This is a genomic window from Mesorhizobium prunaredense (assembly GCF_900156895.1).
In the GTDB taxonomy this organism is placed as follows: domain Bacteria; phylum Pseudomonadota; class Alphaproteobacteria; order Rhizobiales; family Rhizobiaceae; genus Mesorhizobium; species Mesorhizobium prunaredense.
This window is the reverse complement of record NZ_FTPD01000003.1, coordinates 247,592-270,555: the sequence shown is the minus strand read 5'-3', so window position 1 is coordinate 270,555 and position 22,964 is coordinate 247,592. Positions and strand designations below refer to the sequence as shown.

Sequence of the window (22,964 nt, the reverse complement as noted above, 5' to 3'; positions counted from 1 at the left end):
CTCCACGGAAATCTCTGGGACCTGATCGAGCCAAAACGATAGGCCTGCAACGGAAATTTTCCGGCGCCATAGACTGTCCGAAGGCCAGTTGCTTTTTCTCAGCCGTCAGCCTATATCGCCGGTTCTTGAACGCGCCCATCGTCTAGCGGTCAGGACACCGCCCTCTCACGGCGGGAACAGGGGTTCGATTCCCCTTGGGCGTACCAAGGATTTCAATAACTTAATGATAATTCGAGTAACCGGGGCAAAACCGGTGGCGGGCGCGGCATTATGACTCGGGGTGTATCGGGTTAGAGTGGGTGGCGGTTTGGCGGGCGGCGTGATTCTGTCGGGCTATGGCGGAGCCACCAGATTCTCGAACGCCGACCCCTGGCGCGTCACCGCCCTCGCAGGCATGGTGAAATTCGGCGACGGCTTCGTTGACAGCCTGCTTCCCGAGCTTCGGGCGGACAGTCGGGGTTAACCAGCTCGCAAAGGACGGTGGCAGCATCTCGCAGAACCCCCCTTATCTCATCCGGCGTCAGCTTCTCGAGACATCTCGCGGCTTCCAGAAGATCAACGACAAGATCATCGGCATGCGCGGGCACGTGCCGCATTTTGAAAACCCCAATGTGGACGGCAGATTAGACGCACTAACATAAAGGTTTGGCAATCAACCGACGGTCGCGTTTTTGAACGGGCTACAGCAGCACGTGTGCCGCCGATATCATCGTGGCCCGTCTGGAATGGGGAGACGCCCAATGAGCGCCGCATCGCTGGCGGGATCGATCTGCACCAAGCGGTATGCGGCCTCGACCAGACACCGTCGCGCGCGTATCCTGCTGCAAAGCGCGGTATTCTCGGCCAGCAATTCCTCTGTGCGCTCAAGCGCGAGCTTGGTCCGGTTGATGCGCTCCCTAGCATCCGCCATCGCGCGTCCGTGGGGTTCCATGGTGTTCATCATGATTTACTAACTCATGGCGGACCGGATCGTTCCCGCCTACCAGAATTGGATCTTGGCGGTGAACTCGCCACGGGCTTGACAATGGGCATAGGCATCGCCGTCGGCCTAGCGCTGGCAGGCTAGCTAGTTCTGCTAGCTTCTTCCTGCGGAGGACCCCAATCCGCCCGGCCGGCGCCTTACAGGCAATGGTGGTCGGGCCGGGCGAGCGCCACGCTATCAGCGGTACCTATGATGAGGCCAAATTCCCCGCCTCATGACAAAGATGACGGGGCCAAAGCGCCCCAGAACAAACCCGCCGACATCAAGCCGCCAAACCCAACATCCAGATCCAACCGCCACCTCATGAGCGAGCCTATCGTCATGCCCGAAACGCGCTCCCCACAACCGTTGGACCACAACAACCGGCACGGCCGCTATCGGCGTGAATTAAGCGGGCTAATGGTTTCCAGCAAAGGACGCGCGGCGTGGTATACCATCACTATCCGGGGAAACATTGGATACGCAGCCGCTCAGCGCCATCAAAATCAACACCAAAAATAGTCGCATCTTTCCCTCCGAATTGGGGGCACTTAGCACGGATGTCATGCTGGTGCCTGGCCGCCGACCGAAAGCGAGGCCCGTTCAGAAACTTATGGAGACCGACATTCCCCGGATGAACCCGGTTTCTGGCGACACAGTAGCCGTCATGGCCGCCCCAGGCAATGTTGAGCGCGGTGCGGGAGGGTATTCGCCTTGCTGTGCTGCCAAATCCGCCTGAGCCAAGCCTTCCCAGGCCGTTGATGGCGCCGATTCTCGTCCTCAAGGCGCACCTCTCCCGTTGTCTGTCTGCGGCATCGACCTTGCTCCTCAAGCTGGAGCCGGTGGCGCCCGGAGTTGAGCTGTCAGCCGCAGAATTTCCTCGAACAGGCCACGAGACACCGCGACCTCAGCCATCTGGAACGTGACGTATCGGCCGTGCGTGACGATCCTGGCGCCGATCTTGACGAGCTTCTCCCGGAGGCTGGTCAGCGACCAGTGTTTGACCGCCTCCGGCAGTGCCAGCGTCCGCATGAAGTTACCGAGATTGTAGGCGAGCGCATGACGCGGCGGGAGTGCTAGCCTTAGCCCGCGCTTTGGCCCCAGCCTTGCGCTTGTCAGCATAGTCCTTGACCATCTGGTTGACAACTTTGACGCCAACCTTAGCGGTCTTCGCGGCTAGGTGCCGGAGGCGGTCACGCTCAGCCGCATCGCCCATAGCGCTGTCAATGCGAATACCTTGGCGGCATCGGCCCCAGCTGTCGCAATCACGGCTTCAAATGTCGCAGCATCCATGACCAGTTCATAGATCGCGGAGCCGTGGGCGAAGGAATGAATGACCAGGCCACCGCTGTCCTGCCTCAGGATTTTGGCCTTGCTGCGGCCATAAGTCGGTTCCAAGGGATCGGCTAAGGTTTCGCCAATATAATCATCACCAGCCCGAAGGACTTGCTCGACGGACTTGATGCCGACCTTAGGATCGTCGAACGGCTGCGACCTTTCGAAAGGTCATCAGTTCATTCTCGGTAATCCGGGCGCCGCGCATCCTCTCGTTGAGTTCAGCCGCCAACTGTTGAAAGGCTGAACCGGTAGCCGGACGCTAGCGCGCCACGGGTAGTTTGGAAGCCGAGACAAGCTCGTCCTCATCCGTAAGGTCAGTTTGAAACCAAGAGGATCTGCCGTTACTATTAGTTGGGACTAATGCATATCTCCTTGGTCGGAAGGGACCAAAGTGGAGAAGTTCCTGGCTGGTCTGTTGGCAGCGGCGCTGGTGGCGTCGGTAGAACGATGCTGGTCTAAGGACAAGCTACCTTACAAGCCGATCTCGGAAGAAACAGTGAGAATGGCGAGTGCCCTACGGTATTCCGACATTCTGAGCCAAGAATGCATGCATGGGCGGCGCTATCCGCAGAGCAAAATTGAGAATGGCTTCAAAAGGCACTTCGAGGAAATGAGACTGCAGTTGGTCGCGGAAGGGCACACCATAGTGGCTAGTGTGACCGAGAACGGCTCACTCTGGAGTATGTCGGAGATGGAATTTGACACCAAACGGCGGCTTGGGATTGCGCCCCAATTTGGCTGTTTTCGAGCATACTGGCTAGATGATTGAGGCCGGGTTTCAAATATATAATCGCTCGGACCGGCACGGCCTTTATTCCACTGCGCTTACAGTGCGTCGGGCCGAAGAAATCAATGCAGCCAAGGCTTGACGGCCGGCGATGGCCTCGCATGTAAAGTGACCATGCTTGTAAAGGCCATGCGCGGGGCCTCTAGGCGCTCCACCACCCGCCCCGTGAAATCGGCAAACGCGATGGCCCCGCTTTGCAGGCGCCTTGCAGCCAACCCCGCTGCGCTTGCTGCGAGCCTGACAACGCGGTGCGCGGTTCATGGGGTTATCGATCATTTTCTTCGCCTACCCCGCCCCCATGGGCGACGTTGCCGACGATGGCTTGTCCGCCCTTTTCAACGTTCACGCGCTCGACAATCACGCGCTGCTCTCCCTTGCTGCGATAGCGCTTCAGAGCCTCAACCTGGGCCACATATGTACGGGCGAGGCGGTTTAATGACCGTTCTTGCGATTCCTTCAATTTCCACGTCTTGGCTTGTCCCATGCACATAGCGGCATTCATCGTGGCCATCTGAATGGCGGCCATCTGGACACCAAGAGTCGCTTCGATCTGGTCCTTCGGTCGGAGCCCGCATACCATGGAGAGTGCATAGTTCATTTCACCCTCACGTACCACGGAGCCGACCTGAGCAACCTTGGCCAGTGAATCGAGAGTGCCGGCAAGGAAAGTGCCGCTATCGGCCCCTACGGCTTCGGCCAATAGCTCATACCCTAGTGCCGGGTCAGGGTGGTCCACCGCGAGCGATGCGACGCGGCTGCCGCCATCTTCGCTCATCGAAACTTTTATTTGCGGGACCGGACGCCTGTTCTCGCGGCGCTTAGCGTAGGCGGCCTGTGATGCAAGTTCCCGCGCTGTCGGCTCGTGCGGCTTTGCAACGGGGTTTGCCGTCTTGGCTCTCTTGGGCATCGGAACGACTGTCATTAGTGCCTCGCCATACCCGCATGCTGAATACCGATCGCCATCAGATCCGCGAGAGCGTTCGCAGCCTTGCTGAGCAAGTCCTGGCCCAGGGCGTGAAAGAACCCCGCGCTGTTATGGTCGCCGCGCCACGTGCGCTGTGAGTAGGACATCAACGTGCCAGTCGTTTTGCGGTCATTGTCCTATTCTCAACACCACTTTGCGCCCGTCGGAAAGGGTTCCCGTTCCTGTGCCAACCGGGGGTTGTCTGCTGGTCAGCGAGAACACGAATCGGGTTGAGAGTTGCCCGCAAACCATCGTTCCTTCTCCACGCGAGAAGGTAAGATTGGCAGTGGTCGTGCCTCGGCATTCGACCCCAGTGTTGGTCTGTCCGCGAATAGTACCGCGCCGTGTAATACTGTTGACGAAAGCCGTCCCGGAAAAGGAGAGCGTCCCATCAACAGTCTGACCGGAGACTGGTGCGGTGATGGTGAGCAGATTTTGCGCCTGCGCGTAGCCGGCAGCGTCTGCGACACCACAGGCAATCAACATTGTCGCCAAGATTCCCCGGAAAGTACGGTGCATATGGACGGTTCCTTTGAGACCGCTCCTGCGAGGCTAAAGCAAATCCGCCTTCAAATCCGCAAATGCCGTTCAAAGAAATTGCAGACTGCTGCAGCGCCTTGCGAGCGTTCGGCATTAGGCATGAACGGTAGTGGTTTTCTGCCCTTTCACGGCGGTAACAGGGGTTCGATTCCCCTTGGGCGTGCCAGCAAAATCAAGCACTTAAGCCTACCCGGCCTGATTTCATCGAATATCCACCGAATAAACCCCGACGAATTTTAGCGAACAGAGGCAATGAAGCCTGCCGCAGTGAGGCCAGCGGGCACTCCCAGGCAGTCTTCTTGCATTTCTGCCCCTTCCTGCGACTATCGGCAGGTCCTACGTGGACATGGATAATTAACGTTGAGGAAGCGCGAGCGCGCCGATGACAACCCGACCCGCCAACAGAAGATGGCAGGATATCGGTTTTTTCTTTTCGATAGCCTGCTTTTCGGCCGGCGAGCGAGGCCTGCCCCTGACAGGTTAAGCAGGCGGCGGCGGTTGACATCGGGGCATACCTTCGGCGGCTGCCCGAACAAGGGTGTTCGGCATCGGATCTTCTCCAATTCGGTTGTGTGTGAGGCTCTAGCGCTTCCGCAAGAACGGGAATTCTGATATCAGAGTTTTATGCCAAAGCAAGAAACCGTGGTATCAAAGAAACGGCGCGGCCCGGCCCCAACTGGAAAGGGTGTGCCGATCATGGTCCTCCTTCAACCGGACATGCTGGCGGGCGTCGATCAATTTGTTGCCGAGCATGATGTTTCGCGACCTGAAGCCGTCCGATTGATCATCCGTGACTGGTTGATCAGACACCAGGTACTGAAAGCCGAGTGAAACCCTGGGCGACTTTCCGCGCAGCGCTCGAATCTGCCGGCGTCGAGTTCATCCCCGAGAATGGCGGCGGCGCCGGCGTGAGGTTGAGGAAGAAATGACACTGCGCGTCGAGGATGCTGGCGGTCACTGAGCGTCGGGTCCGCTGTCGACGGCTCCAAAAGCGCGAACGTTGCGCAGCTGGACACTTCCGGGAGACAGCGGACTCAAACTCGGGCCTAGAGGGGACAAGGCCCTTTATGATCCCTATGCGGGGATCAGGATGATAACACTGGGCGGGTACAAAACGTTCCGTCGGCTGAAAAAATATTATCCGGCCGCTGATGATCTGCTTAAGCAGGGTGATTTTAGCCGCATCCGCCCCACCGCAGCGGACACAGCTTCGACCTGCACTGACTGGGAGAGGCTCGGTTTGCCGCTCCCCGTCCGATTTGACTCGCTAATACGCTAGCAAAGCGTACAGAAGGCATGTCGCTGACCAACTGAACGGGCGTTGGCGCTTGGAAGAGTCGATCACGCTTTCGCCCCACAAGGGATAAAGCGATGTCATTCGACGATCATCTAGACTCCGAGCAACTCGCAACGCTGGCGAGGGTTCTCAACGACTATTGCACAGAGGCAGGAATTCCCAAAGGCCATCCAGCCAGAGAGCACTTTGGGCGGCGCCTCATAAGCCTGTTTCGATCCGGGATAGATCAGCCAGATGATCTGAAATCCAAAATGAACGCAGGCTATGAGGATTGGCTGGGTGAGATCGGCGCTACCGGTCCTTTCATACCGCCCAAACTATCGTCCGAAGACCGTCTCGTAGGTGACAATATCTTGCCAGGATCGGATCGCAGAGGCAGACCAGCGGTCGCGAAAACACAACGAGCTGTCAGTCCGCCTACGGCTGGGTAGCGCCTAAGCCGGCGTCGATGATGATCTGGGAGCGGTAGCCGTCGAATTTGGCTTCATGCATCCAGTCATCGCCTTGGGGCGGCTTTGCTACCACGGTGGGCATCATCGGAGGAATGAACTCTAGCCGTCCAGCGGCGCCGGCACACACTCGTTTACGCACCGATTCGACTCTAGGTCCGTGCAATCTGGCGGCTAGGGGAACGGATCATGATCATTTTACTAAATTAGCAATGATGCATGAAATCGCCTATAATTCGCTCCAGCCGGCGAGTGCGAGATCTCACGAGCCGGTTAGGCCTGGCGGCCGAAGGGTGTCGGGCCATTCACAGACCACTGTAAATTGGTAGCGAAAAGATAAATAACTCCGTGTTGGTCAAATATTGATACGACACGAGTATAAGCTTTGGAGGAATACCCATGAAAGTGACTATATTGGCAAACTATGCACCCAATGCCTATAAAGGATTGATACAGGGCTCAGACCGAGAAGCTGCAATCAAGGCGCTTTTTGAAAGCGTTGGCGGCAAGGTTTTCGGTGTGATGTTTACTCGCGGCGCCTATGATATCGTGGTCAATGCTGAGGTGCCGGACCAGGCCGCTGGGATGGGCCTAGCCCTGGCGGTGCGGGCAAGCGGCTCGGTGACCGACCTCGTTGTCCTCGAAGAGCTCGACATGAAGGCGGTGCTCGCAGCGGCCAACAAAGCTGCAAGAGTTTACAAGCCCGCCGGCTGATTGGACTGACTGTGCATTGATGGCAGCACGGTTTTGATTGAGACTAACATACCTCCTTGGTCGGGAGGGACCAACGCGGGGAGTTCCTGGCAGGCCTGTTGGCCGCGATGCTGGTGGCGTCGGCAGGACGATGCTGGTCCAATGAAAGGCTTCCTTACAAGCCGATCGCCGAAGAAGCAGTGAGAACGGCCAGTGCCCGCTGTATTCCGACATTCTGAAGCAAGAATGCATGTACGGGCGGCGGTATCCACGGAGCCAAATTAAGAGCGGCTTCAAAAGGCACTTCGAGGAATTGAGACTGACGATTGTCGAGGAAGGGCGCAAGGCAGGGTGCGACCGCGGCTTGTGCGGAAGCTGCCGGCAAACAAGCCCTTGAGCGGACACGGCTATTTGAAAGACTGACTTTGGCTTTTTTGTTGCATTCTTTTGCAACTAGTGTGCAGACGTGATCAAAGCCCTGGAGGCTGATGGTCGGTATGAAGTTGCTCGAAGGGGCAGCCATGCACAATTCAAACACAAGAAGAAAGCCGGTAGGGTCACGGTTCCACACCCCAAAAGGGATATTCCTTTGGGAACCTTGCGGAGCATTGAACGTCAATCCGGTCTAAGGCTGAGGTAGATACAATGAAGCAGTATATCGGATTGATCCATAAGGATACCGACTTCGGTGTGTCCTTTCCTGATTTTCCCGGCGTTGTCACCGCCGGCACCGATCTGGACGACGCTCGTGCTATGGCTGAGGAGGCCCTTGCCTTTCACATCGAAGGGCTTGTCGAAGATGGCGAAGCCATTCCAGAACCCTCCAGCTTGGAAGATGTCATGGCCGACGCCGATAATCGAGACGGCGTTGCAATTTTGGTTGCGGTGAAGACCGAGGCCAAGAAAGCTGTCCGCGTGAACATCACGCTCGCTGAAGATGTTCTAAGCCAAATTGACGCCTTTGCTGAGGCGCACGGTTATACCCGGTCCGGCTTTATCGCGAAGGCGGCTCAAAGAATCATCGAGCTTGGGGGCGGCCGAAAGGCTCGCAGCGCTTAGCCACCGTTTGCGCTACCAAGGCCTTCCAAATGCAAGCGTCCCTATGTGGCTTGGCTTCTGGCGCATCGTCGCCGGTTGATTTAGCATCTCCAGATAATCCTCGTGCCAGGCACAAGGCAGCACAACCGCGAGCGGCACCGGGGGCGAAAATAACACGACGTCGTCCGGCTGCCAGGGAGAGGTCCCATGCAAAAACTGCAATCGCAAGGCGTCCATCACATCACGCTGGTCGGCGCCGGGCGCCAGACGTCGATCGATTTCTGGGAGGGCGTGCTTGGCATGCCTTTCATCTTCGAGCAGCCCAATCTCGACAAGGCCAGCGAAAGCCACCTCTACTTCGATCCGGGCGACGGCCGGCTGATCACCATCTTCACCGACGAGAGCCGCACGCCGGTCAAACGGCGCACGCCGACCGATCCGGGCTGCGTCCATCACATCGCGTTTGCGGTGTCGCGGGTCACCTTCCTGCAGGCGGTCGCCCGGCTCGACGAGCGCGCCATCAAGCACAGCGGCGTCAAGGATCGCGGTTTCATGGATTCGATCTATTTCGAGGATCCGCTCGGCCTGCTGATCGAGCTCGCTTCCTACCGTTTCGAGCCGCCGGCGGGCTTCACCCATGCCGACGTTCTGATGCAGGCGCACAAGCTTCGCGTCGCCCGCGGCGACTACGCAATCGCCGAAGTGCATCTCGCCGACGCGATCCAGGCGCTGGTCGAGCGCTCCCGTGCGACCTTGTCGGAGGACCGCGCGCCGAAAAATCCATACTGACGACATCAACCCGAGGGAGGACCACAATGGCAAAGACGACAACGAAAAGTGCGAAGAAGCCGGCTGCCAAGGCCGCCACAAAACCATCCGCCAAGGCGTCGGGCGCTTCCGCCAAGTCGGCAACGAAAGCCGCCGCAAAACCTGCAGCCAAGGCGTCCGCGAAATCGGCGCGGAAGACCAAGGCGAAATCAGGAAAGAAGCCTGCGCTGACGCTCAGCATGCTGAAGCCGAGCGTCAACAATATGAGCGTACGGGTGTTTGCACGCGCGGCCGGGCTCGACCATTCCGAGACCGACGTATGGGGCCACACGCGCTCGCCCGAGTATATGGCACGAAACCCGGCCCATCTGACGCCGATGATCGAGGACAAGGGCCTGCCTAGGGGCGTGTTGTGGGAAAGCTGCGCCATCATGCAGTATCTCGCCAACAAGCATGGGCTGGAGAAATTATATCCCAAGGCGCCGGCCAAGCGGGCGATGATCGACAGCGCCATGTTCTACCTGATCGGCACGCTCTACCCCTATGTGGCGCGCGCCACCTATCCTGCGCTGAATTTCCCGCAATATGCCGGCGAGGTCGGCCACAGCGACGCTCCTCCCGACAAGAAGGCGGAAGCCCAGAAGGCCGCTATAACAGCGATAGCCGAGCCGCTGGAGGTCTTTCACAGCTTCTTCAGGAACGGCAAGCCGTTCATCGGCGGCAAGAACCCGTCGATCGCCGACATCCGCCTGGCGGCGACGCTCGAATTCCTGGCCGCCATCGACTACGCACTGCCCCAATGGGCGAAGGAGTACATGGCGGCGATCGAGAAGAAGCTCGGCAAGGCCTATGCCGAGCCGGCGGCCGACGTGCGCGGCTATATCGCTTATGTGAAGTCGCAGGCCGCGGCGTGAGGCTTTCGCCCTCACGGTTTTGCTTGCCCAGGCCGACCCAAACCGAGCCCGAAGGCCCGCCGCCTTTTACCGGACGTAAGAATGTTTGAAGCGTCGACGACGAAGCGACGGTTGACCAGGAGGCAGCGGTCCTGATGATCAGGCCTGCGCGGGTGGCGTCCATGGAAGGGACTGTATATGACCCGCAAACTACCCTTATTCGCCGCGTTCGGCCTGGCGCTTGCTGCCCTGGCGGCGTGTGACCAAACTCAATCGGGAGGAACGCAGGCGACGACCGCTGGCCAATTGCCGCCGCCTCCAGCCGACACGATGACGCCGGCACCCGCAACCCCGCCAGTTCAGACAGCCCCCGCTCAGTAACAGATCGTCGTTTTCAAGAATGGAACCCTCGCCCCGAGAGGCGGGGTTCGCTTTCGGCATTTCAGCTGCAAGAGGACTTTCCGCACTGATCACGAAAACGCAAAGCAGATTGGCCACGACGCGTCGACGAGCAGTTCCCGTCGGTTAAGGATTCGTTAACCAAATCCCTATCTACTGGGCGGCAATTCACCTCCAACTCGTGACCACGGATGTACTGGCGCGGTCGAGGTGGAAGGAAAGGTCGGCCATGTGCCGGCCTTTTTGTATCGAGGGCGATTGTAGTCGGGCACCCTCGGCTTCAAGCGCAACGGCACACTGATCGGGCCGCCGATTCCGCCAAGCGTTGTTCGGTGGCGTCACCTCGCGCGATCGGCCTGGTTCCCGGTTCACCAGATATCAGTGTTGCCCGCGTCTCGCATTGACATGGCGCGCCAATTCCGGCGTCTCGAAGACGTAGTCGCTCCAGGCCGATTCCGGAATCTGACCGGCCAGATAGCATTCCAGCAAAAGACTTTGCTCAGGACTGAGAGGTCTCGGCGCGCGCTCATGGTCCAGTCTCAACGAGTGAAACAGACTTCTGGGCGAGTGAAGCAGATTTCCGGGCAAGTGAAACAGATTTCTGGTCACGTCCGAGACAGTGAAGTGAATCGACATGTGTTCGGTCTCCTTTGACCATCCAGCGCATCACCCAAGGGATCGGGATCGATCTCTGCTCCGCTGCCCTCGGTTCGGAAAGGACCATGCGCCAAATCCAAACGCCACAGCGTGCTTTGTGCGTCCAAAGCGACGCGCGGCGCTGCAATAGGTGTTTAACGTGGAAGGCCGGATAAGGTTCAATGCGGCTGGCGGCAACGCCGATCAGGCAGCCCGAAACCCGCCAGTCGGCTCATGCCCTCGGCCTGCGCGTCTGACCGAACCGCGCGTCAGGTGCGCAGCAACGTTTTCAGGGCGGCGCATCTTTTTAGCTGCCAGCGCTTGAATGCCGGCTGGCTATTCGCAGACCATGCGAACCCGTTTTCCGGGTTGGCTGACGTTCCTGCAGGTGAGCGGTTTCGCCGGCTCGGATGACGGCGTCGGCGGTTGTTTGGCAATCCTGGCGATTTTCCTTCTCGGCGCCACGGAGGTGTCGATTTTGCGGGCCGCCGCTGTTTCCGGCGTTTCGGGCGCCGCAGGAAAGACATCGGTCTGCAGCAACTGCGGCTGTTCGGCTTGCGCCTGCTGCGGCGGCCGGTCCCAGAACCGCCGGACATCGAGCGGCCTTGGAATGACGACGGTGCCGTCGTAGCTGCGCGAGCAGCCGCTCCCTAACAGCAGCATCGGGCACACGAAAAAAGGCAGGATCCGTCGCAACATCGGCAACACCCTTGCGGGATCTATAACGCGGCTTCGGTTCTACCGACAACCGTCGGAATACACTGCGGGCAAGGCTAGCGCATGACCCGGAGAATCGGAATCGATTTCGCTGGGGATCATGCGCAAAAATCAAAGTGCCGTAGCGTCCCTGGCGCGACTTTGGCGCGATTGGGGTCGGGCATGGACGATTGCCTGCGCAAGCCCATCAGCCCTAAGCCCATTAGCCCCAGGCGGCGCCTGCTCGAAAAGGTCCGCGGACGGAGAAATCCAGCCTAGCGCGGGATAACCACGTCAGCCTATCGGGTCCACCCGATTCGGCGACGCGTTGCGACAAGACTATGGTGCGATCGCACCATACCAAAGCATGCGTCCGGTTGGAACAATAAGCGCATTGAGTTCCGCTCCTCCAGTTACGGGCGGGAGCAGCGACCGCCGGCAAGAAGCAGGGTCAGATTTACCCCAACGGACCTGCTTCGGCGATGGCGCGGCCATGACCTCCTTGGCCGCATGCAACGCGCTCCCGCCCGGATTTTCTTTTCGGCGCCAATTGTTCGCCCGTCGAGGGCAAATGCCGGCCGCAAATCGCGCAAGCTGCTGATTCCAGCGGCAAACCACGGCTGTAGCGGCGAGACCCGCGGCCCTTCCTTTTCGACAGGCTGTACGGCGGTTACCGGGCTGACATCAAACTGTCATGTGACTGTAATAATCGGGGGCTATGGCCTCAGCGGGCGCCGAAGGAATGGCGCCGATAGACCATTTTCCGAACAGGAGCAGGCCACATGAAAAAATTCCTCCTTACGGCGTCGGCCGCGGCGCTTGCGCTCGCCGCGTCGGCTGGTTATGCCGCCGCGCGCGACCAGATTCAAATCGTCGGTTCGTCCACAGTGTTCCCCTTTACGACGGCTGTCGCTGAAAAGCTTGGCCAGAGCGGAAAGATCAAGACCCCGGTCGTCGAGTCGACTGGCACCGGCGGCGGCATGAAGCTGTTTTGCCAGGGCGTCGGCGAAAATACCGCCGACTTCACCAATGCGTCGCGCGCCATCAAGGACAGCGAGCTTAAAACCTGCAAGGCAAACGGCGTGACGCCGGTCGAGATCAAGGTTGGCTTCGACGGCATCGTACTGGCCAACTCGAAGGCAGGGACTGTCGTTGATCTGACCAAGGAACAGATTTTCAAGGCGCTCGCCAAGAACGTCGCTGTTGACGGCAAGGTCGTCCCCAACCCCTACAAGAACTGGTCGGATGTCGATTCGTCGCTTCCCGCGACGAAGATCGAGGTGCTTGGCCCGCCGCCGACATCTGGCACGCGCGATGCATTCGTCGAGCTCGTCATGGACGCGGCCTGTCAGGAAGAAGTGAAGGCGGCTAATGAAAAGGGCTGCGGCGAGATCCGCGAAGACGGCGCTTTTGTCGAGGCCGGCGAAAACGACAATCTGATCGTCCAGAAGCTGGAAGCCAACCCCAATGCCTTCGGCATCTTTGGTTTCTCGTTCCTTGACCAGAACGCCGACAAGCTGCAGGGCCACAAGGTCGACGGCGTCGAGCCGACCTTCGAGAACATCGCATCCGGCGATTACGGCGTTTCCCGCTCGCTCTATGTCTATGCCAAGAAAGAGCATGTCGGCGTCATCCCCGGCATGCAGGAGTTCATCGCCGAGTACACCTCGGAGGGTGCATGGGGTCCTGATGGTTATCTGGCCGACAAGGGCCTGATTCCGCTGCCGGACGCCGAGCGCGCCAAGTGGGCCGAAAACGCCAAGGCCCTGAAGGGCATGGGCTCTTGATGTTTCGGGGTCCGGGCGTATATCAGCCCTGACCCCTCATGCTCTAAAAGCCCAAAGCGCGGGACCAAAGGTCCCGTGCTTTGAGCCGGTGAATGACCGGCGGTCGAGGGGACGTCCTGAATGGTCGGTTATCTCGTTGTTCTACTGTTAGGTCTGGCCGCTGCGGCCTATTGGATCGGCCGGACACGCGCAATTGCCAGTGTCAACGGCGACGTCGCGCGATTGCATTCGCTGCCTGGCCAGCATGGCATGTTTCTGGCGCTTTTTGCTGCCGGTCCGGCGCTGCTTGCGATCGTGTTGTGGTCGCTGGTGACGCCGAGCATTGAATCTTCGATCATTGCCGACCGCTTCTCTTCCGAATTGTCGGGAATGGGCGTCCCGCAGGTCGAAGCTTTCATCCGCGATGCTCGCGCGATGGCCTTTGGCGGGCTTGTCGGCTTCGCCGATCCCACGAAAGAGGCGGCCGCCGCCCTCTACAAATCGGTCCATGCGACCAGCAGCTGGATCATCTGGACCGTCGCGCTCGTGCTTTCCGCGTCCGGATTTTACTGGGCCTATTCGCGCATCGCACAGGCCTACCGGGCGCGCCACGTGGTCGAGCGCATTCTTCGCGCATTCTTGATCGCCTGTTCGGTGGTCGCGATCCTGACGACGATCGGCATTGTCCTGTCGCTTATCTTCGAGTCCCTGCGGTTCTTCCAACAGGTGCCGTTCTACAAGTTCCTGTTCGGCACGCATTGGTCGCCGCAGAGCGCCTTCACCGGTGCGGGAGCGGAGGCCCGGGCGGTCAACGAGGACATTTTTGGCATGGTGCCGCTGTTTGCCGGCACGTTGCTCATCACCTTCATCGCCATGCTGGTGGCTGCGCCTATCGGGCTGATGGCTGCGATCTACCTTTCGGATTACGCCTCCAAAAGCGTCCGCGCGGTCGCAAAGCCAGTTCTGGAAATCCTCGCCGGCATTCCGACCGTCGTCTACGGCTTCTTCGCCGCGCTGACGGTTGCGCCCTACTTCCGCGGTATCGGCGAAAGCCTGGGCCTCAACGTCGCGTCTGAATCCGCGCTCGCCGCAGGCGTGGTCATGGGTATCATGATCATTCCCTTCGTCTCCTCGCTTTCCGACGATGTGATCAACGCCGTTCCGCAATCCCTGAGAGACGGTTCCGCCGGCCTCGGCGCGACCAAGTCGGAAACCATCCGCAAGGTGGTCCTTCCGGCTGCCCTTCCGGGCATCGTTTCGGCGATGCTGCTTGCCGTCAGCCGCGCAATCGGCGAAACAATGATCGTGGTCATGGCGGCGGGGCTGGCGGCAAACCTCACGGCCAACCCGCTCGAAGCGGTCACCACCGTGACCGTGCAGATCGTGACGCTGCTGGTGGGCGACCAGGAGTTCGACAGCGCCAAGACGCTTGCAGCCTTCGCACTTGGCCTGGTGCTGTTCTGCATCACACTTTCCCTCAACATCGTCGCTTTGCGCGTCGTCCAGAAATACCGAGAGCAATATGACTGATGCGATCTCGCCATTGGGCGCCGTCGGACGGCCGGTCAGCATTCATACCGACGATGCCGCGAAGGCGCGGCTGAAGGGCCGCTACCGCACGGAAACATGGTTCAAATGGCTTGGCGCCGCAGCCGTCGCGTTGGCCGGCTTGTTCCTTGTGCTGCTCCTGTCGACGATCGTCACGCAGGCGATTCCGGCGCTGCGGCAGAACTATCTGACGCTGCCGATCGATCTTTCAGCGGCCAAGGTCGACCCGGCGAAACTCGGTGAAGTGAACTACGACGCCATCGCTCAGGAAGCGCTTACGGCAAAATTTCCGGATGTGACGAGCCGCCAGGACAAGCGCCTGCTGCGCGGGCTGATTTCCACCGGCACAGGCGTGTTCCTGCGCAAGGATATTGCGGCTGATCCGGGGATGCTCGGAGGAACGGTGGACTATGCGGTTCCACTTGACGATTTTGCCGACCTCTATCTCAAGGGTTTGCTTGCCGACGTCGGTTCGGACGAAGCGATTTCGACAAGCGTCACGCCTTCGGAAACCAGCGGCGACATCGATCTGACCTTCGGCGACGATGCCATGCTGGCGCTGGCGCGCGGCCATGGTGCGACCGAGGGCGAAAACGGCATGCTCACGCTGACGAGCGGTGCGTCGTCGCTGCTGGTCGCGTTCAATGGCGGCACGGTCAAGCTGACCGCGCTGTCGCCTGCGGCCAACGGCACGGTGATCGCAAAAGGCACGGTGATCGAGGCGCTGGACAGCACGGCGCCCGCCGCGAGCGGCCAGGCATTCCTGCGCGTCATCGAGACGCCGGAAGCATCGCGAAAGATTTCGGACAAGGTGATCGTCTGGCTCGACACGCTGAAGAGCGCCGGCCTGATCGAAAGCCGGTTCAACTCGATCTTCTTCTTCACCGGCGCAAGCCGCGAGCCGGAATTGGCCGGTGTCTGGGGCGCGGTCGTCGGATCGTTCCTGACCATGATCGTAACCCTCGCCATCGCCTTCCCGATCGGCGTTTCAGCGGCGATCTATCTTGAGGAATTTGCGCCCAAGAACCGGCTGACGACGATGATCGAAGTGAATATCAACAATCTGGCGGCGGTGCCTTCGATCGTCTTCGGCCTGCTTGGACTTGCCGTATTCCTGAATTTCTTCGGCATGCCGCGGTCAGCCCCGGTGGTCGGCGGCATGGTGCTGGCGCTGATGACCCTGCCGATCATCATTATCGCCTCGCGCGCTTCGCTGCGCGCCGTGCCGCCGTCGATCCGCGAGGCGGCGCTCGGCATCGGAGCGTCCAAGGTCCAGACCGTATTCCATCACGTCCTGCCGCTGGCGATGCCGGGTATCATGACCGGCACCATCCTCGGAATGGCGCACGCGCTGGGCGAAACCGCGCCGTTGCTGATGATCGGCATGGTCGCCTTCATCGTCGACATTCCCGGCGGCTTCACCGATCCCGCGACGATCCTGCCGGTGCAGATATTCATGTGGGCGGATTTCCCGGAAGCTGGATTCCAGCAGAAGACTTCGGCGGCGATTTTGATTTTGCTGCTGTTTTTGGTCATCATGAACGCCATCGCGGTGATACTGCGCAAGCGCTTCGAGCGGCGCTGGTAAGGAGTAGAGGATATGAACATCATGACGGAAGCCGGCGTTGAGCAGAAACTGAGCAGCGGAACCAATGCCCCTTCGATCAAGATGAAGGGCGAAAAGGTCTCTGTTCATTACGGCGAGAAGCGAGCTCTGTTCGACGTGGATATCGATGTCCGCGAGAACCAGGTGACGGCGTTGATCGGCCCATCGGGCTGTGGCAAGTCAACATTCTTGCGGTGCCTGAACCGAATGAACGACACGATCGATATCGCGCGGGTGAGCGGCAAGATCACGCTCGACGGCGAGGATGTCTACGACCCGAAAATCGATGTCGTCGAGCTGCGAGCCCGCGTCGGCATGGTGTTCCAGAAGCCGAACCCGTTTCCGAAGTCGATCTATGAAAACGTCGCCTACGGTCCGCGCATTCACGGCCTGGCCAGGAGCAAGGCCGAGTTGGACGGCATCGTTGAATCGAGCCTGAAGAAGGCCGGCCTGTTCAACGAGGTCAAGGATCGCCTGCTCGAGTCGGGCACCGGTCTCTCCGGCGGACAGCAGCAGCGCCTGTGCATCGCGCGCGCCATCGCCGTATCGCCGGAAGTGATCCTGATGGACGAGCCCTGTTCGGCGCTCGATCCGATCGCCACCGCCCGCGTCGAGGAACTGATTGACGAACTGCGCCAGAACTACACGATCGTCATCGTCACCCATTCGATGCAGCAGGCAGCGCGCGTGTCGCAACGCACGGCGATGTTCCATCTCGGCTATCTGGTCGAGGAGGGCGCGACCGACAAGATGTTCACCAACCCCGACGACAAGCGCACCCAGGACTACATCACCGGCCGATTCGGCTGAGCGGTCCGGCGGCGAATTTCGAACACGAGGACAGTATCATGGGTGAACACACCGTCGCCTCTTTCGACGAGGAACTGGAGCACATCGACAGGCTGATCCGCGATATGGACGAGCTCGCCGCCGCGATGGTCGCAGCCTCGATCCGCGCGTTGCTTGCATCAGACAATGCGATGGCGCAGCGCGTCGTCTCGGACGACGCCATCATGGATGCGCGGCAGCGCGAACTCGACGATAGTGCGATCACGCTGATCGCCAAGCGGCAGCCGATGGCGCAAGATCTGCGCGCCGTGGTTGGCGCAATCCGCATGGCCGGCGATCTCGAGCGCATCGGCGACCTGGCCAAGAACATAGCCAAGCGGGTCAGCGCAGTCGGGCAGAGCGCCACGCCGCGTAATCTGTCGCACGGTATCGACACGATGGCGGATCTCGTTCTTGTGCAGCTCCGCGGCGTGGTCGAGCACTATGTGTCGCGCAATGCCGGCGCGTTGAAAGAACTGCGCGCCGACGACCAGAAGATCGACGTGAAATACACGGCGGTTTTTCGCGAACTCCTGACCTACATGATGGAGGATCCGCGCAACATCACCGCCTGCACGCATCTTCTGTTCTGCGCCAAGAATCTCGAGCGTATCGGCGATCACGTCACCAACATCGCCGAAAACGCCTACTATGTCGTGACCGGGCAGCAATTGCCGGCGGATCGCCCGAAGCTCGACGAAACGACGATGTCGGCGCCGGCGACATGACGGGGGTGACCGGTCGATGATCGCGCCACGCATTATGGTGGTGGAGGACGAAGAGCCGCTGGGCGTCCTCCTCCGCTACAATCTGGAATCCGAAGGCTATCAGGTCGAGGTGGTGACGCGCGGCGACGAGGCCGAAATCCGGCTGCAGGAAAACGTGCCCGATCTTCTGGTGCTCGACTGGATGGTGCCGGCGGTTTCCGGCATCGAGCTTTGCCGACGCCTTCGGATGCGCCCCGAAACCGAGCGGCTGCCGATCATCATGCTGACCGCACGCGGCGAGGAGAGCGACCGGGTGCGCGGCCTCTCGACAGGGGCCGACGACTACCTGATCAAGCCGTTCTCGACACCGGAATTCATGGCCAGGATCAAGGCGCTGCTGCGCCGCGCCAAGCCCGAAGTGCTGTCCAGCGTGCTGAAGGTCGGCGACATCATGCTCGATCGCGAATCGCACAGGGTCTATCGCAAGAAGAGCGAGATCCGGCTCGGGCCGACCGAATTCCGGCTGCTCGAATTCATGATGCGGCACCCAGGTCGGGTCTTCTCGCGCAGCCAGTTGCTCGATAATGTCTGGGGCGAGACGATCTACATCGACGAGCGCACGGTGGACGTCCATGTCGGCCGGTTGCGCAAGGCGGTCAACAATGGTCGCATGCCCGATGTCATCCGCACCATCCGTGGCGCCGGCTATGCGATCAGGGAAGACTAGCTGATATTCAGGTGATGCCGGCCTGCGAACGGCGGCTAACTGCGCTTACCTACAGCGCCGCGCAAAGGACGCTGTAGAACTTTGATTTTGCGCATGACCCTTCCGAAATCGATATCGATTTCGGGGTCATGCGCGGGCTCACGTACCCAAAGTACGCTCCGCTCCGGTTCTCGGAACCCACCGTTCTCGACTCGGCCTGACCTGAATCTCAACACACCCTGCGTCGCGACCCGGGAATCCCTGCATTCGAATTCAAGCCACGTTCTTTCCGACCGAGCCGGCTCGTGCCTGGATGCTCGGCGCAAAAATCTCCTGGTCGACGAAGCTCAGCGCCCGCATGGCGCAGCCTTCGCGGATCAGCGGCAGCTCGTTCGGCTCGGTGTCGAAGGAAATCGAACCCGAATGCTGGCCGCCGGCGGTCTGGGCGATGGCCTCGCGCAGGGCCGGCTCGATCAGGTCGAAGGCGGCAGCGCTGGCGCCGACCATGGCCACCGGCGCCGGATCGATCAGCGCGAAAAGGCTGCCGAGCCCGAAGCCGAGCGCTTCGCCGGCCTTGCGGTAGGCTTCGCGCTCCGGTCCGTCCGTCTCGCGCGCCCGGGCCGCCAGGGTCCGCATCTCGGCGTCGCTGACATCGGCGACCGGCTCGGCGTTCTCGCTCATTTGCCTTGCGTTGCGCCAGATGGCGTAGTTGCCGGCATAAGCCTCGACACAGCCGCGCCGCCCGCAGCGGCAAAGCGCGCCGCCTGGCCGATGGATCATGTGGCCGAATTCGCCGCCTGAGGAGTGGGTGCCGGTGAACAGCTCGCCCTTCAGCACCAGCCCCATGCCGATGCCGTGCGAGAGCAGGATGGCGATGAAATCGTCGCGGTAGCGATGCGGGTCGCGCCAGCGCAGCGCCACGGCCATCATGTTGCAGTCGTTCTCCATGATGGCCGGGATGCCGAACTCGCGTTCCAGAATGTCGGCGAAGGCGATGTTCGTCTGCGGCGTGATCGGCGACCACAACATGGCGCGCGCATGGGAATCGGTGATGCCCTGGATCGCCAGCGCGATGCGGGCGACGCTTTGGACATCGAGATCGGGATCTTCGAGCCGGCGCCGGACGATGGCGACACATTCGCCGATCAGCGCGTCGCGCGACATGGTCAGCGTGTCCAGCCGGCGCTGTTCCTCGGCGACCACTTGTCCGGCATAATCGATGACGGCGACCGACAGGAAATTCAGCGACAACACGACAGCCAACACCGCAGCGGCTTGCGGATTGAGGCTGAGGCCGACCTGCGGTCGGCCGCGTTTCATCGAAACGGTCTCGCTCGCCTTGCTCTCGGCCAGGATGCCTTCCTGGATCAGGTCGGAAGAGATCGCCGATATGGTCGAATGGCTGAGGCCGGTGGTTGCGGCGATCTCGGTCCGCGACGGCTGGCCTGCCCGGCGTACCGCCGAAATCACCATCGCGCGGTTGCGCCGGCGCAGATCGTCATGACGGATTCCCACCGACATTTTTTGCTTCCTCCTCATCGCCGCGGCCGCTCATGAATCGGAAGCCGTCGGTAATGTCCGACAAATACTGGCAGAAGCAGAAGGGGCTGTCATTATTTATTCCGAGCCTCGAAAAAAAGCCGAACAGGACATCAAAATCCATCAGAATTGGTGTTGACAGTGCTTCGGCGTTGGACCAGTATTTTTTCGAGGCTCGAAAAAATAGGAGCCTTTGTGCCGGCCTTCGGGCCAGTTGGTCGCGCCCTACGCGGCGCAGGGAGGAATATCATGAAGAGATTCGCAGCCGCCATTCTGGCGGGGGTCGCCATGTCGCTGACGCTCGCGTCGGCCGCACAGGCCAAGGACAAGGTCATTGGCGTTTCATGGTCGAACTTCCAGGAAGAGCGTTGGAAGACCGACGAAGCCGCGATGAAGGCAGCGATCGAGGCCGCCGGCGACAAATATATTTCCGCTGACGCACAGTCCAATCCCGGCAAGCAGCTGACCGACGTCGAGAGCCTGATCTCGCAGGGCGCCAACGCGCTGATCATCCTTGCGCAGGATGCCTCGGCCATCGGTCCGGCGGTGCAGAAGGCGCTGGACGAAGGCATTCCGGTCGTCGGCTATGACCGGCTGATCGAGAACAAGGACGTCTTCTATCTGACCTTCGACAACCAGGAAGTCGGCCGCATGCAGGCCCGCGAAGTGTTCAAGGTGGCGCCGGAAGGCAATTACGTCTTCATCAAGGGCTCGGGCGCCGACCCGAATGCCGATTTCCTGTTCGCCGGCTCCATGGAAGTGCTCAAGGATGCCATCGACAGCGGCAAGATCAAGAATGTCGGCGAGGCTTATACGGACGGCTGGCTTCCCGCCAACGCCCAGAAGAACATGGAACAGTTCCTGACTGCCAACGACAACAAGGTCGATGCGGTGGTTGCCGCCAATGACGGCACCGCCGGTGGCGTCGTCGCGGCGCTGACGGCGCAAGGCCTGGCCGGATCCGTCCCGGTTTCGGGCCAGGACGGCGACCACGCCGCGCTGAACCGCATCGCGCTCGGCACGCAGACCGTATCGGTGTGGAAGGACGCGCGCGAGCTCGGCAAGAACGCTGCCGAGATCGCCTCGCAGCTGGCCGACGGCAAGCCGATGACAGACATTGCCGGCGTCAAGGACTTCGCCACGCCGGGCGGCAATGTCGTCAAGTCGCTGTTCCTGACGCCGATTGCCATCACCAAGGACAATCTCAACGTCGTCATCGACGCCGGCTGGATCAAGCAGGAAGAGGTCTGCGCCGGCGTGGCAGCGGGCACTGTCCCGGTCTGCAACTGATCCGCCTTCGCCAAAAAACCTGAAACGCCGCGGCTTCACGCCGCGGCGTTTTTTCAAAGAGTTGTTTTTCCGCGTCTCGCGGGTAATTTCTAAGCTGCTTCCGGCATCCGCGGCAGACGGCAACGGTGGGAGGACATCATGACCGACACGACTTCCAACACGCCGACTGCCGATCGGGCGCGGGAATCCGAGCTCAGCCCCTTCGGCCGCTTCCTCAAGGCAACCGAGCTCGACATTCGCATGCTCGGCATGGTCGGCGCGCTGCTGATCATCTGGGTTGGAATCCACATCCTGTCGGGTGGACTTTTCCTCACGCCGCGCAATCTCTGGAACCTGTCGGTGCAGACTTCCTCGGTCGCGATCATGGCGACCGGCATGGTGCTGGTCATCGTGATGCGCAACATCGATCTTTCGGTCGGCTCCGTCGAAGGCATGATCGGCATGGTGATGGGCGTTGCGCAGGCAGAATTCCTCATCCGCGTCATGGGATTGCAGCTTGGAAATCCCTGGATATGGGTCATCGCACTGGCTGCCGGCGTGGCGCTCGGCCTCATGATCGGCGCGCTTCAGGGCTTCATCATCGCCTATCTCGAGGTTCCGGCCTTCATCGTGACGCTGGGCGGCCTGCTGATCTGGCGCGGCATGGCGTGGCTGATGACGAGCGGGCGCACAGTCGCGCCGCTCGATGCCACCTTCCAGCTGATGGGTGGCGGGCCGCGTGGCTCGATCGGGGCGACCGCGAGCTGGATCGTCGGCATCCTCGCCTGTGTGGCCGTCGCCTTGATGCTGCTCAACGGCCGGTCGCAGCGCAAGCGCTTCAAGTTTCCGCTGCGCCCGGTCTGGGCGGAGAGCTTGCTTGGTGTTGTCGCCTGCGCCGCCATCCTCGGCGCCGTCTGGATCGCCAATTCCTATCCGTGGCCGATCGGCATCGTTCGCCAATACGCCCAGCGGAACGGCATCACCATCCCCGAAGGCGGGCTGTTCATCGCCCATGGCATCGCCATACCGGTGCTGATCGCGGTCGCAGTTGGCGTCGTCATGACCTTCATCACCAGGCGCACTCGTTTCGGCCGCTACGTCTTTGCCATTGGCGGCAACCCGGAAGCGGCGGAACTCGCCGGCATCAACACGCGCTGGGTGACCATGAAAGTGTTCATGATCATGGGCGTTCTGGCCGCGATCAGCGCGGCGATTGCTTCGGCCCGCCTCAATGCGGCGACCAATGCGCTGGGCACGCTGGACGAGCTCTTGGTCATCGCCGCAGCCGTCATCGGCGGCACGTCGCTGGCAGGCGGCTCCGGCACGGTGCTCGGCGCCATGCTGGGCGCGCTTCTGATGCAGTCGCTGCAGTCCGGCATGGTGTTGCTCGGCATCGATTCACCGCTTCAGAGCGTCGTCGTCGGCGCCGTTCTGGTCGTCGCCGTCTGGCTCGACACCGTCTACCGCAAGCGGGTCTGAGCATGATCCCGAGCCGAAGCTCCGCGTCAGCGAAAAGTGGACATCCGTTTCGGTTCA

At 60.6% G+C, this 22,964-nt stretch carries 23 protein-coding genes, 2 tRNA genes and 2 pseudogenes; 19 read left to right on the top strand and 8 right to left on the bottom strand.

Features of this window, described 5'->3' with window-relative positions:
• Positions 1–131: 131 nt before the first annotated feature.
• Together BQ8794_RS03925 and BQ8794_RS36000 are read left to right on the top strand one after the other, a co-directional pair.
• Positions 132–206, top strand: a tRNA-Glu gene (locus tag BQ8794_RS03925).
• Positions 207–740: 534 nt separating this feature from the next.
• The gene (locus BQ8794_RS36000) at positions 741–953 is read left to right on the top strand and encodes a hypothetical protein (protein WP_210189808.1); all 213 of its coding nucleotides are present in this window, start codon (positions 741–743) and stop codon (positions 951–953) included.
• 836 nt (positions 954–1,789) lie between these two features.
• Here the strand turns inward: BQ8794_RS36000 and BQ8794_RS03915 are convergent.
• Positions 1,790–2,044 (bottom strand): annotated as a pseudogene (locus BQ8794_RS03915) (transposase); the annotation flags it as partial.
• 93 nt (positions 2,045–2,137) lie between these two features.
• Positions 2,138–2,359, bottom strand: coding sequence for a hypothetical protein (locus BQ8794_RS03910; protein ID WP_077373303.1), 222 nt, complete (start codon positions 2,357–2,359; stop codon positions 2,138–2,140).
• 331 nt (positions 2,360–2,690) lie between these two features.
• Between BQ8794_RS03910 and BQ8794_RS03905 the strand changes: the two genes are divergently transcribed.
• A complete protein-coding gene (locus BQ8794_RS03905) occupies positions 2,691–3,068 on the top strand; it encodes a hypothetical protein (RefSeq protein WP_077373300.1) in 378 nt (125 codons plus the stop codon).
• Between the two features lie 283 nt (positions 3,069–3,351).
• On the opposite strand, the gene BQ8794_RS03895 is transcribed toward BQ8794_RS03905, so the two are convergent.
• Positions 3,352–4,008: a hypothetical protein gene (locus tag BQ8794_RS03895; RefSeq protein WP_077373297.1), complete on the bottom strand. Its 657-nt coding sequence runs from the start codon at positions 4,006–4,008 to the stop codon at positions 3,352–3,354.
• A gap of 171 nt (positions 4,009–4,179) precedes the next feature.
• The gene (locus BQ8794_RS34405) at positions 4,180–4,569 is read right to left on the bottom strand and encodes a hypothetical protein (protein ID WP_143744454.1); all 390 of its coding nucleotides are present in this window, start codon (positions 4,567–4,569) and stop codon (positions 4,180–4,182) included.
• 124 nt (positions 4,570–4,693) lie between these two features.
• Between BQ8794_RS34405 and BQ8794_RS35470 the strand changes: the two genes are divergently transcribed.
• The 4 genes and pseudogenes from BQ8794_RS35470 (at position 4,694) to BQ8794_RS03875 (ending at position 7,050) form a co-directional block, all read left to right on the top strand.
• Positions 4,694–4,756 (top strand) — tRNA-Ser (locus tag BQ8794_RS35470).
• 458 nt (positions 4,757–5,214) lie between these two features.
• Complete coding sequence (locus BQ8794_RS03890) at positions 5,215–5,421, top strand: ribbon-helix-helix domain-containing protein (protein ID WP_077373294.1); 207 nt, start codon at positions 5,215–5,217, stop codon at positions 5,419–5,421.
• Positions 5,422–5,438: 17 nt separating this feature from the next.
• Positions 5,439–5,519: pseudogene (locus tag BQ8794_RS36210) on the top strand (transcriptional regulator); the annotation flags it as partial.
• Between the two features lie 1,216 nt (positions 5,520–6,735).
• Positions 6,736–7,050 carry a GYD domain-containing protein gene (locus BQ8794_RS03875; protein ID WP_077373291.1) on the top strand — a complete coding sequence of 105 codons (315 nt, stop codon included), beginning with the start codon at positions 6,736–6,738 and terminating at the stop codon, positions 7,048–7,050.
• 154 nt (positions 7,051–7,204) lie between these two features.
• Here the strand turns inward: BQ8794_RS03875 and BQ8794_RS35465 are convergent, their stop codons facing one another.
• Positions 7,205–7,552, bottom strand: coding sequence for a hypothetical protein (locus tag BQ8794_RS35465; protein WP_167378600.1), 348 nt, complete (start codon positions 7,550–7,552; stop codon positions 7,205–7,207).
• Here BQ8794_RS35465 and BQ8794_RS03870 point away from each other — a divergent pair.
• From BQ8794_RS03870 to BQ8794_RS03855, 4 genes are all read left to right on the top strand, one after another.
• The gene (locus BQ8794_RS03870; protein WP_077373288.1) at positions 7,496–7,669 is read left to right on the top strand and encodes a type II toxin-antitoxin system HicA family toxin; all 174 of its coding nucleotides are present in this window, start codon (positions 7,496–7,498) and stop codon (positions 7,667–7,669) included. The two genes, BQ8794_RS35465 and BQ8794_RS03870, sit on opposite strands and share 57 nt — an antisense overlap.
• Positions 7,670–7,674: 5 nt before the next feature.
• On the top strand, positions 7,675–8,088 hold the full coding sequence (locus BQ8794_RS03865) for a type II toxin-antitoxin system HicB family antitoxin (RefSeq protein WP_077373285.1): 414 nt from the start codon (positions 7,675–7,677) through the stop codon (positions 8,086–8,088).
• Positions 8,089–8,274: 186 nt separating this feature from the next.
• Positions 8,275–8,856: a VOC family protein gene (locus BQ8794_RS03860; protein ID WP_027153486.1), complete on the top strand. Its 582-nt coding sequence runs from the start codon at positions 8,275–8,277 to the stop codon at positions 8,854–8,856.
• Between the two features lie 26 nt (positions 8,857–8,882).
• Positions 8,883–9,749 (top strand): glutathione S-transferase family protein, encoded by an 867-nt coding sequence (locus tag BQ8794_RS03855; RefSeq protein WP_077373282.1) that lies wholly within the window; start codon positions 8,883–8,885, stop codon positions 9,747–9,749.
• A gap of 756 nt (positions 9,750–10,505) precedes the next feature.
• Here BQ8794_RS03855 and BQ8794_RS03850 read toward each other — a convergent pair.
• Positions 10,506–10,763, bottom strand: a complete 258-nt coding sequence (locus BQ8794_RS03850) for a hypothetical protein (RefSeq protein ID WP_077373281.1) — start codon at positions 10,761–10,763, stop codon at positions 10,506–10,508.
• Between the two features lie 336 nt (positions 10,764–11,099).
• Positions 11,100–11,426, bottom strand: coding sequence for a hypothetical protein (locus tag BQ8794_RS03845; RefSeq protein ID WP_244554842.1), 327 nt, complete (start codon positions 11,424–11,426; stop codon positions 11,100–11,102).
• An 815-nt stretch (positions 11,427–12,241) separates the two neighbouring features.
• Here BQ8794_RS03845 and BQ8794_RS03840 point away from each other — a divergent pair.
• The 6 genes from BQ8794_RS03840 to phoB all read left to right on the top strand — a co-directional run bounded on the left by BQ8794_RS03840 (position 12,242) and on the right by phoB (position 18,641).
• Positions 12,242–13,246, top strand: coding sequence for a PstS family phosphate ABC transporter substrate-binding protein (locus BQ8794_RS03840; protein ID WP_077373279.1), 1,005 nt, complete (start codon positions 12,242–12,244; stop codon positions 13,244–13,246).
• A gap of 120 nt (positions 13,247–13,366) precedes the next feature.
• Positions 13,367–14,755, top strand: a complete 1,389-nt coding sequence (pstC, locus tag BQ8794_RS03835) for a phosphate ABC transporter permease subunit PstC (protein WP_077373278.1) — start codon at positions 13,367–13,369, stop codon at positions 14,753–14,755.
• Positions 14,748–16,361, top strand: a complete 1,614-nt coding sequence (pstA, locus tag BQ8794_RS03830; protein ID WP_077373277.1) for a phosphate ABC transporter permease PstA — start codon at positions 14,748–14,750, stop codon at positions 16,359–16,361. The genes pstC and pstA overlap by 8 nt, the downstream gene beginning before the upstream one ends.
• A gap of 12 nt (positions 16,362–16,373) precedes the next feature.
• Positions 16,374–17,189: a phosphate ABC transporter ATP-binding protein PstB gene (gene pstB, locus BQ8794_RS03825; protein ID WP_077373276.1), complete on the top strand. Its 816-nt coding sequence runs from the start codon at positions 16,374–16,376 to the stop codon at positions 17,187–17,189.
• 38 nt (positions 17,190–17,227) lie between these two features.
• On the top strand, positions 17,228–17,935 hold the full coding sequence (gene phoU, locus BQ8794_RS03820; protein WP_077373275.1) for a phosphate signaling complex protein PhoU: 708 nt from the start codon (positions 17,228–17,230) through the stop codon (positions 17,933–17,935).
• A gap of 16 nt (positions 17,936–17,951) precedes the next feature.
• Entirely contained in the window at positions 17,952–18,641 is a 690-nt protein-coding gene (gene phoB / locus BQ8794_RS03815; RefSeq protein WP_077373274.1) for a phosphate regulon transcriptional regulator PhoB, read from the top strand.
• Positions 18,642–18,893: 252 nt separating this feature from the next.
• Here the strand turns inward: phoB and BQ8794_RS03810 are convergent, their stop codons facing one another.
• Positions 18,894–20,141: an ROK family protein gene (locus BQ8794_RS03810; RefSeq protein ID WP_077373273.1), complete on the bottom strand. Its 1,248-nt coding sequence runs from the start codon at positions 20,139–20,141 to the stop codon at positions 18,894–18,896.
• A gap of 267 nt (positions 20,142–20,408) precedes the next feature.
• Between BQ8794_RS03810 and xylF the strand changes: the two genes are divergently transcribed.
• On the top strand, positions 20,409–21,449 hold the full coding sequence (gene xylF / locus BQ8794_RS03805; RefSeq protein ID WP_077373272.1) for a D-xylose ABC transporter substrate-binding protein: 1,041 nt from the start codon (positions 20,409–20,411) through the stop codon (positions 21,447–21,449).
• A 138-nt stretch (positions 21,450–21,587) separates the two neighbouring features.
• Entirely contained in the window at positions 21,588–22,907 is a 1,320-nt protein-coding gene (locus BQ8794_RS03800; RefSeq protein ID WP_077373271.1) for a sugar ABC transporter permease, read from the top strand.
• The last annotated feature ends 57 nt before the right edge of the window (positions 22,908–22,964 follow it).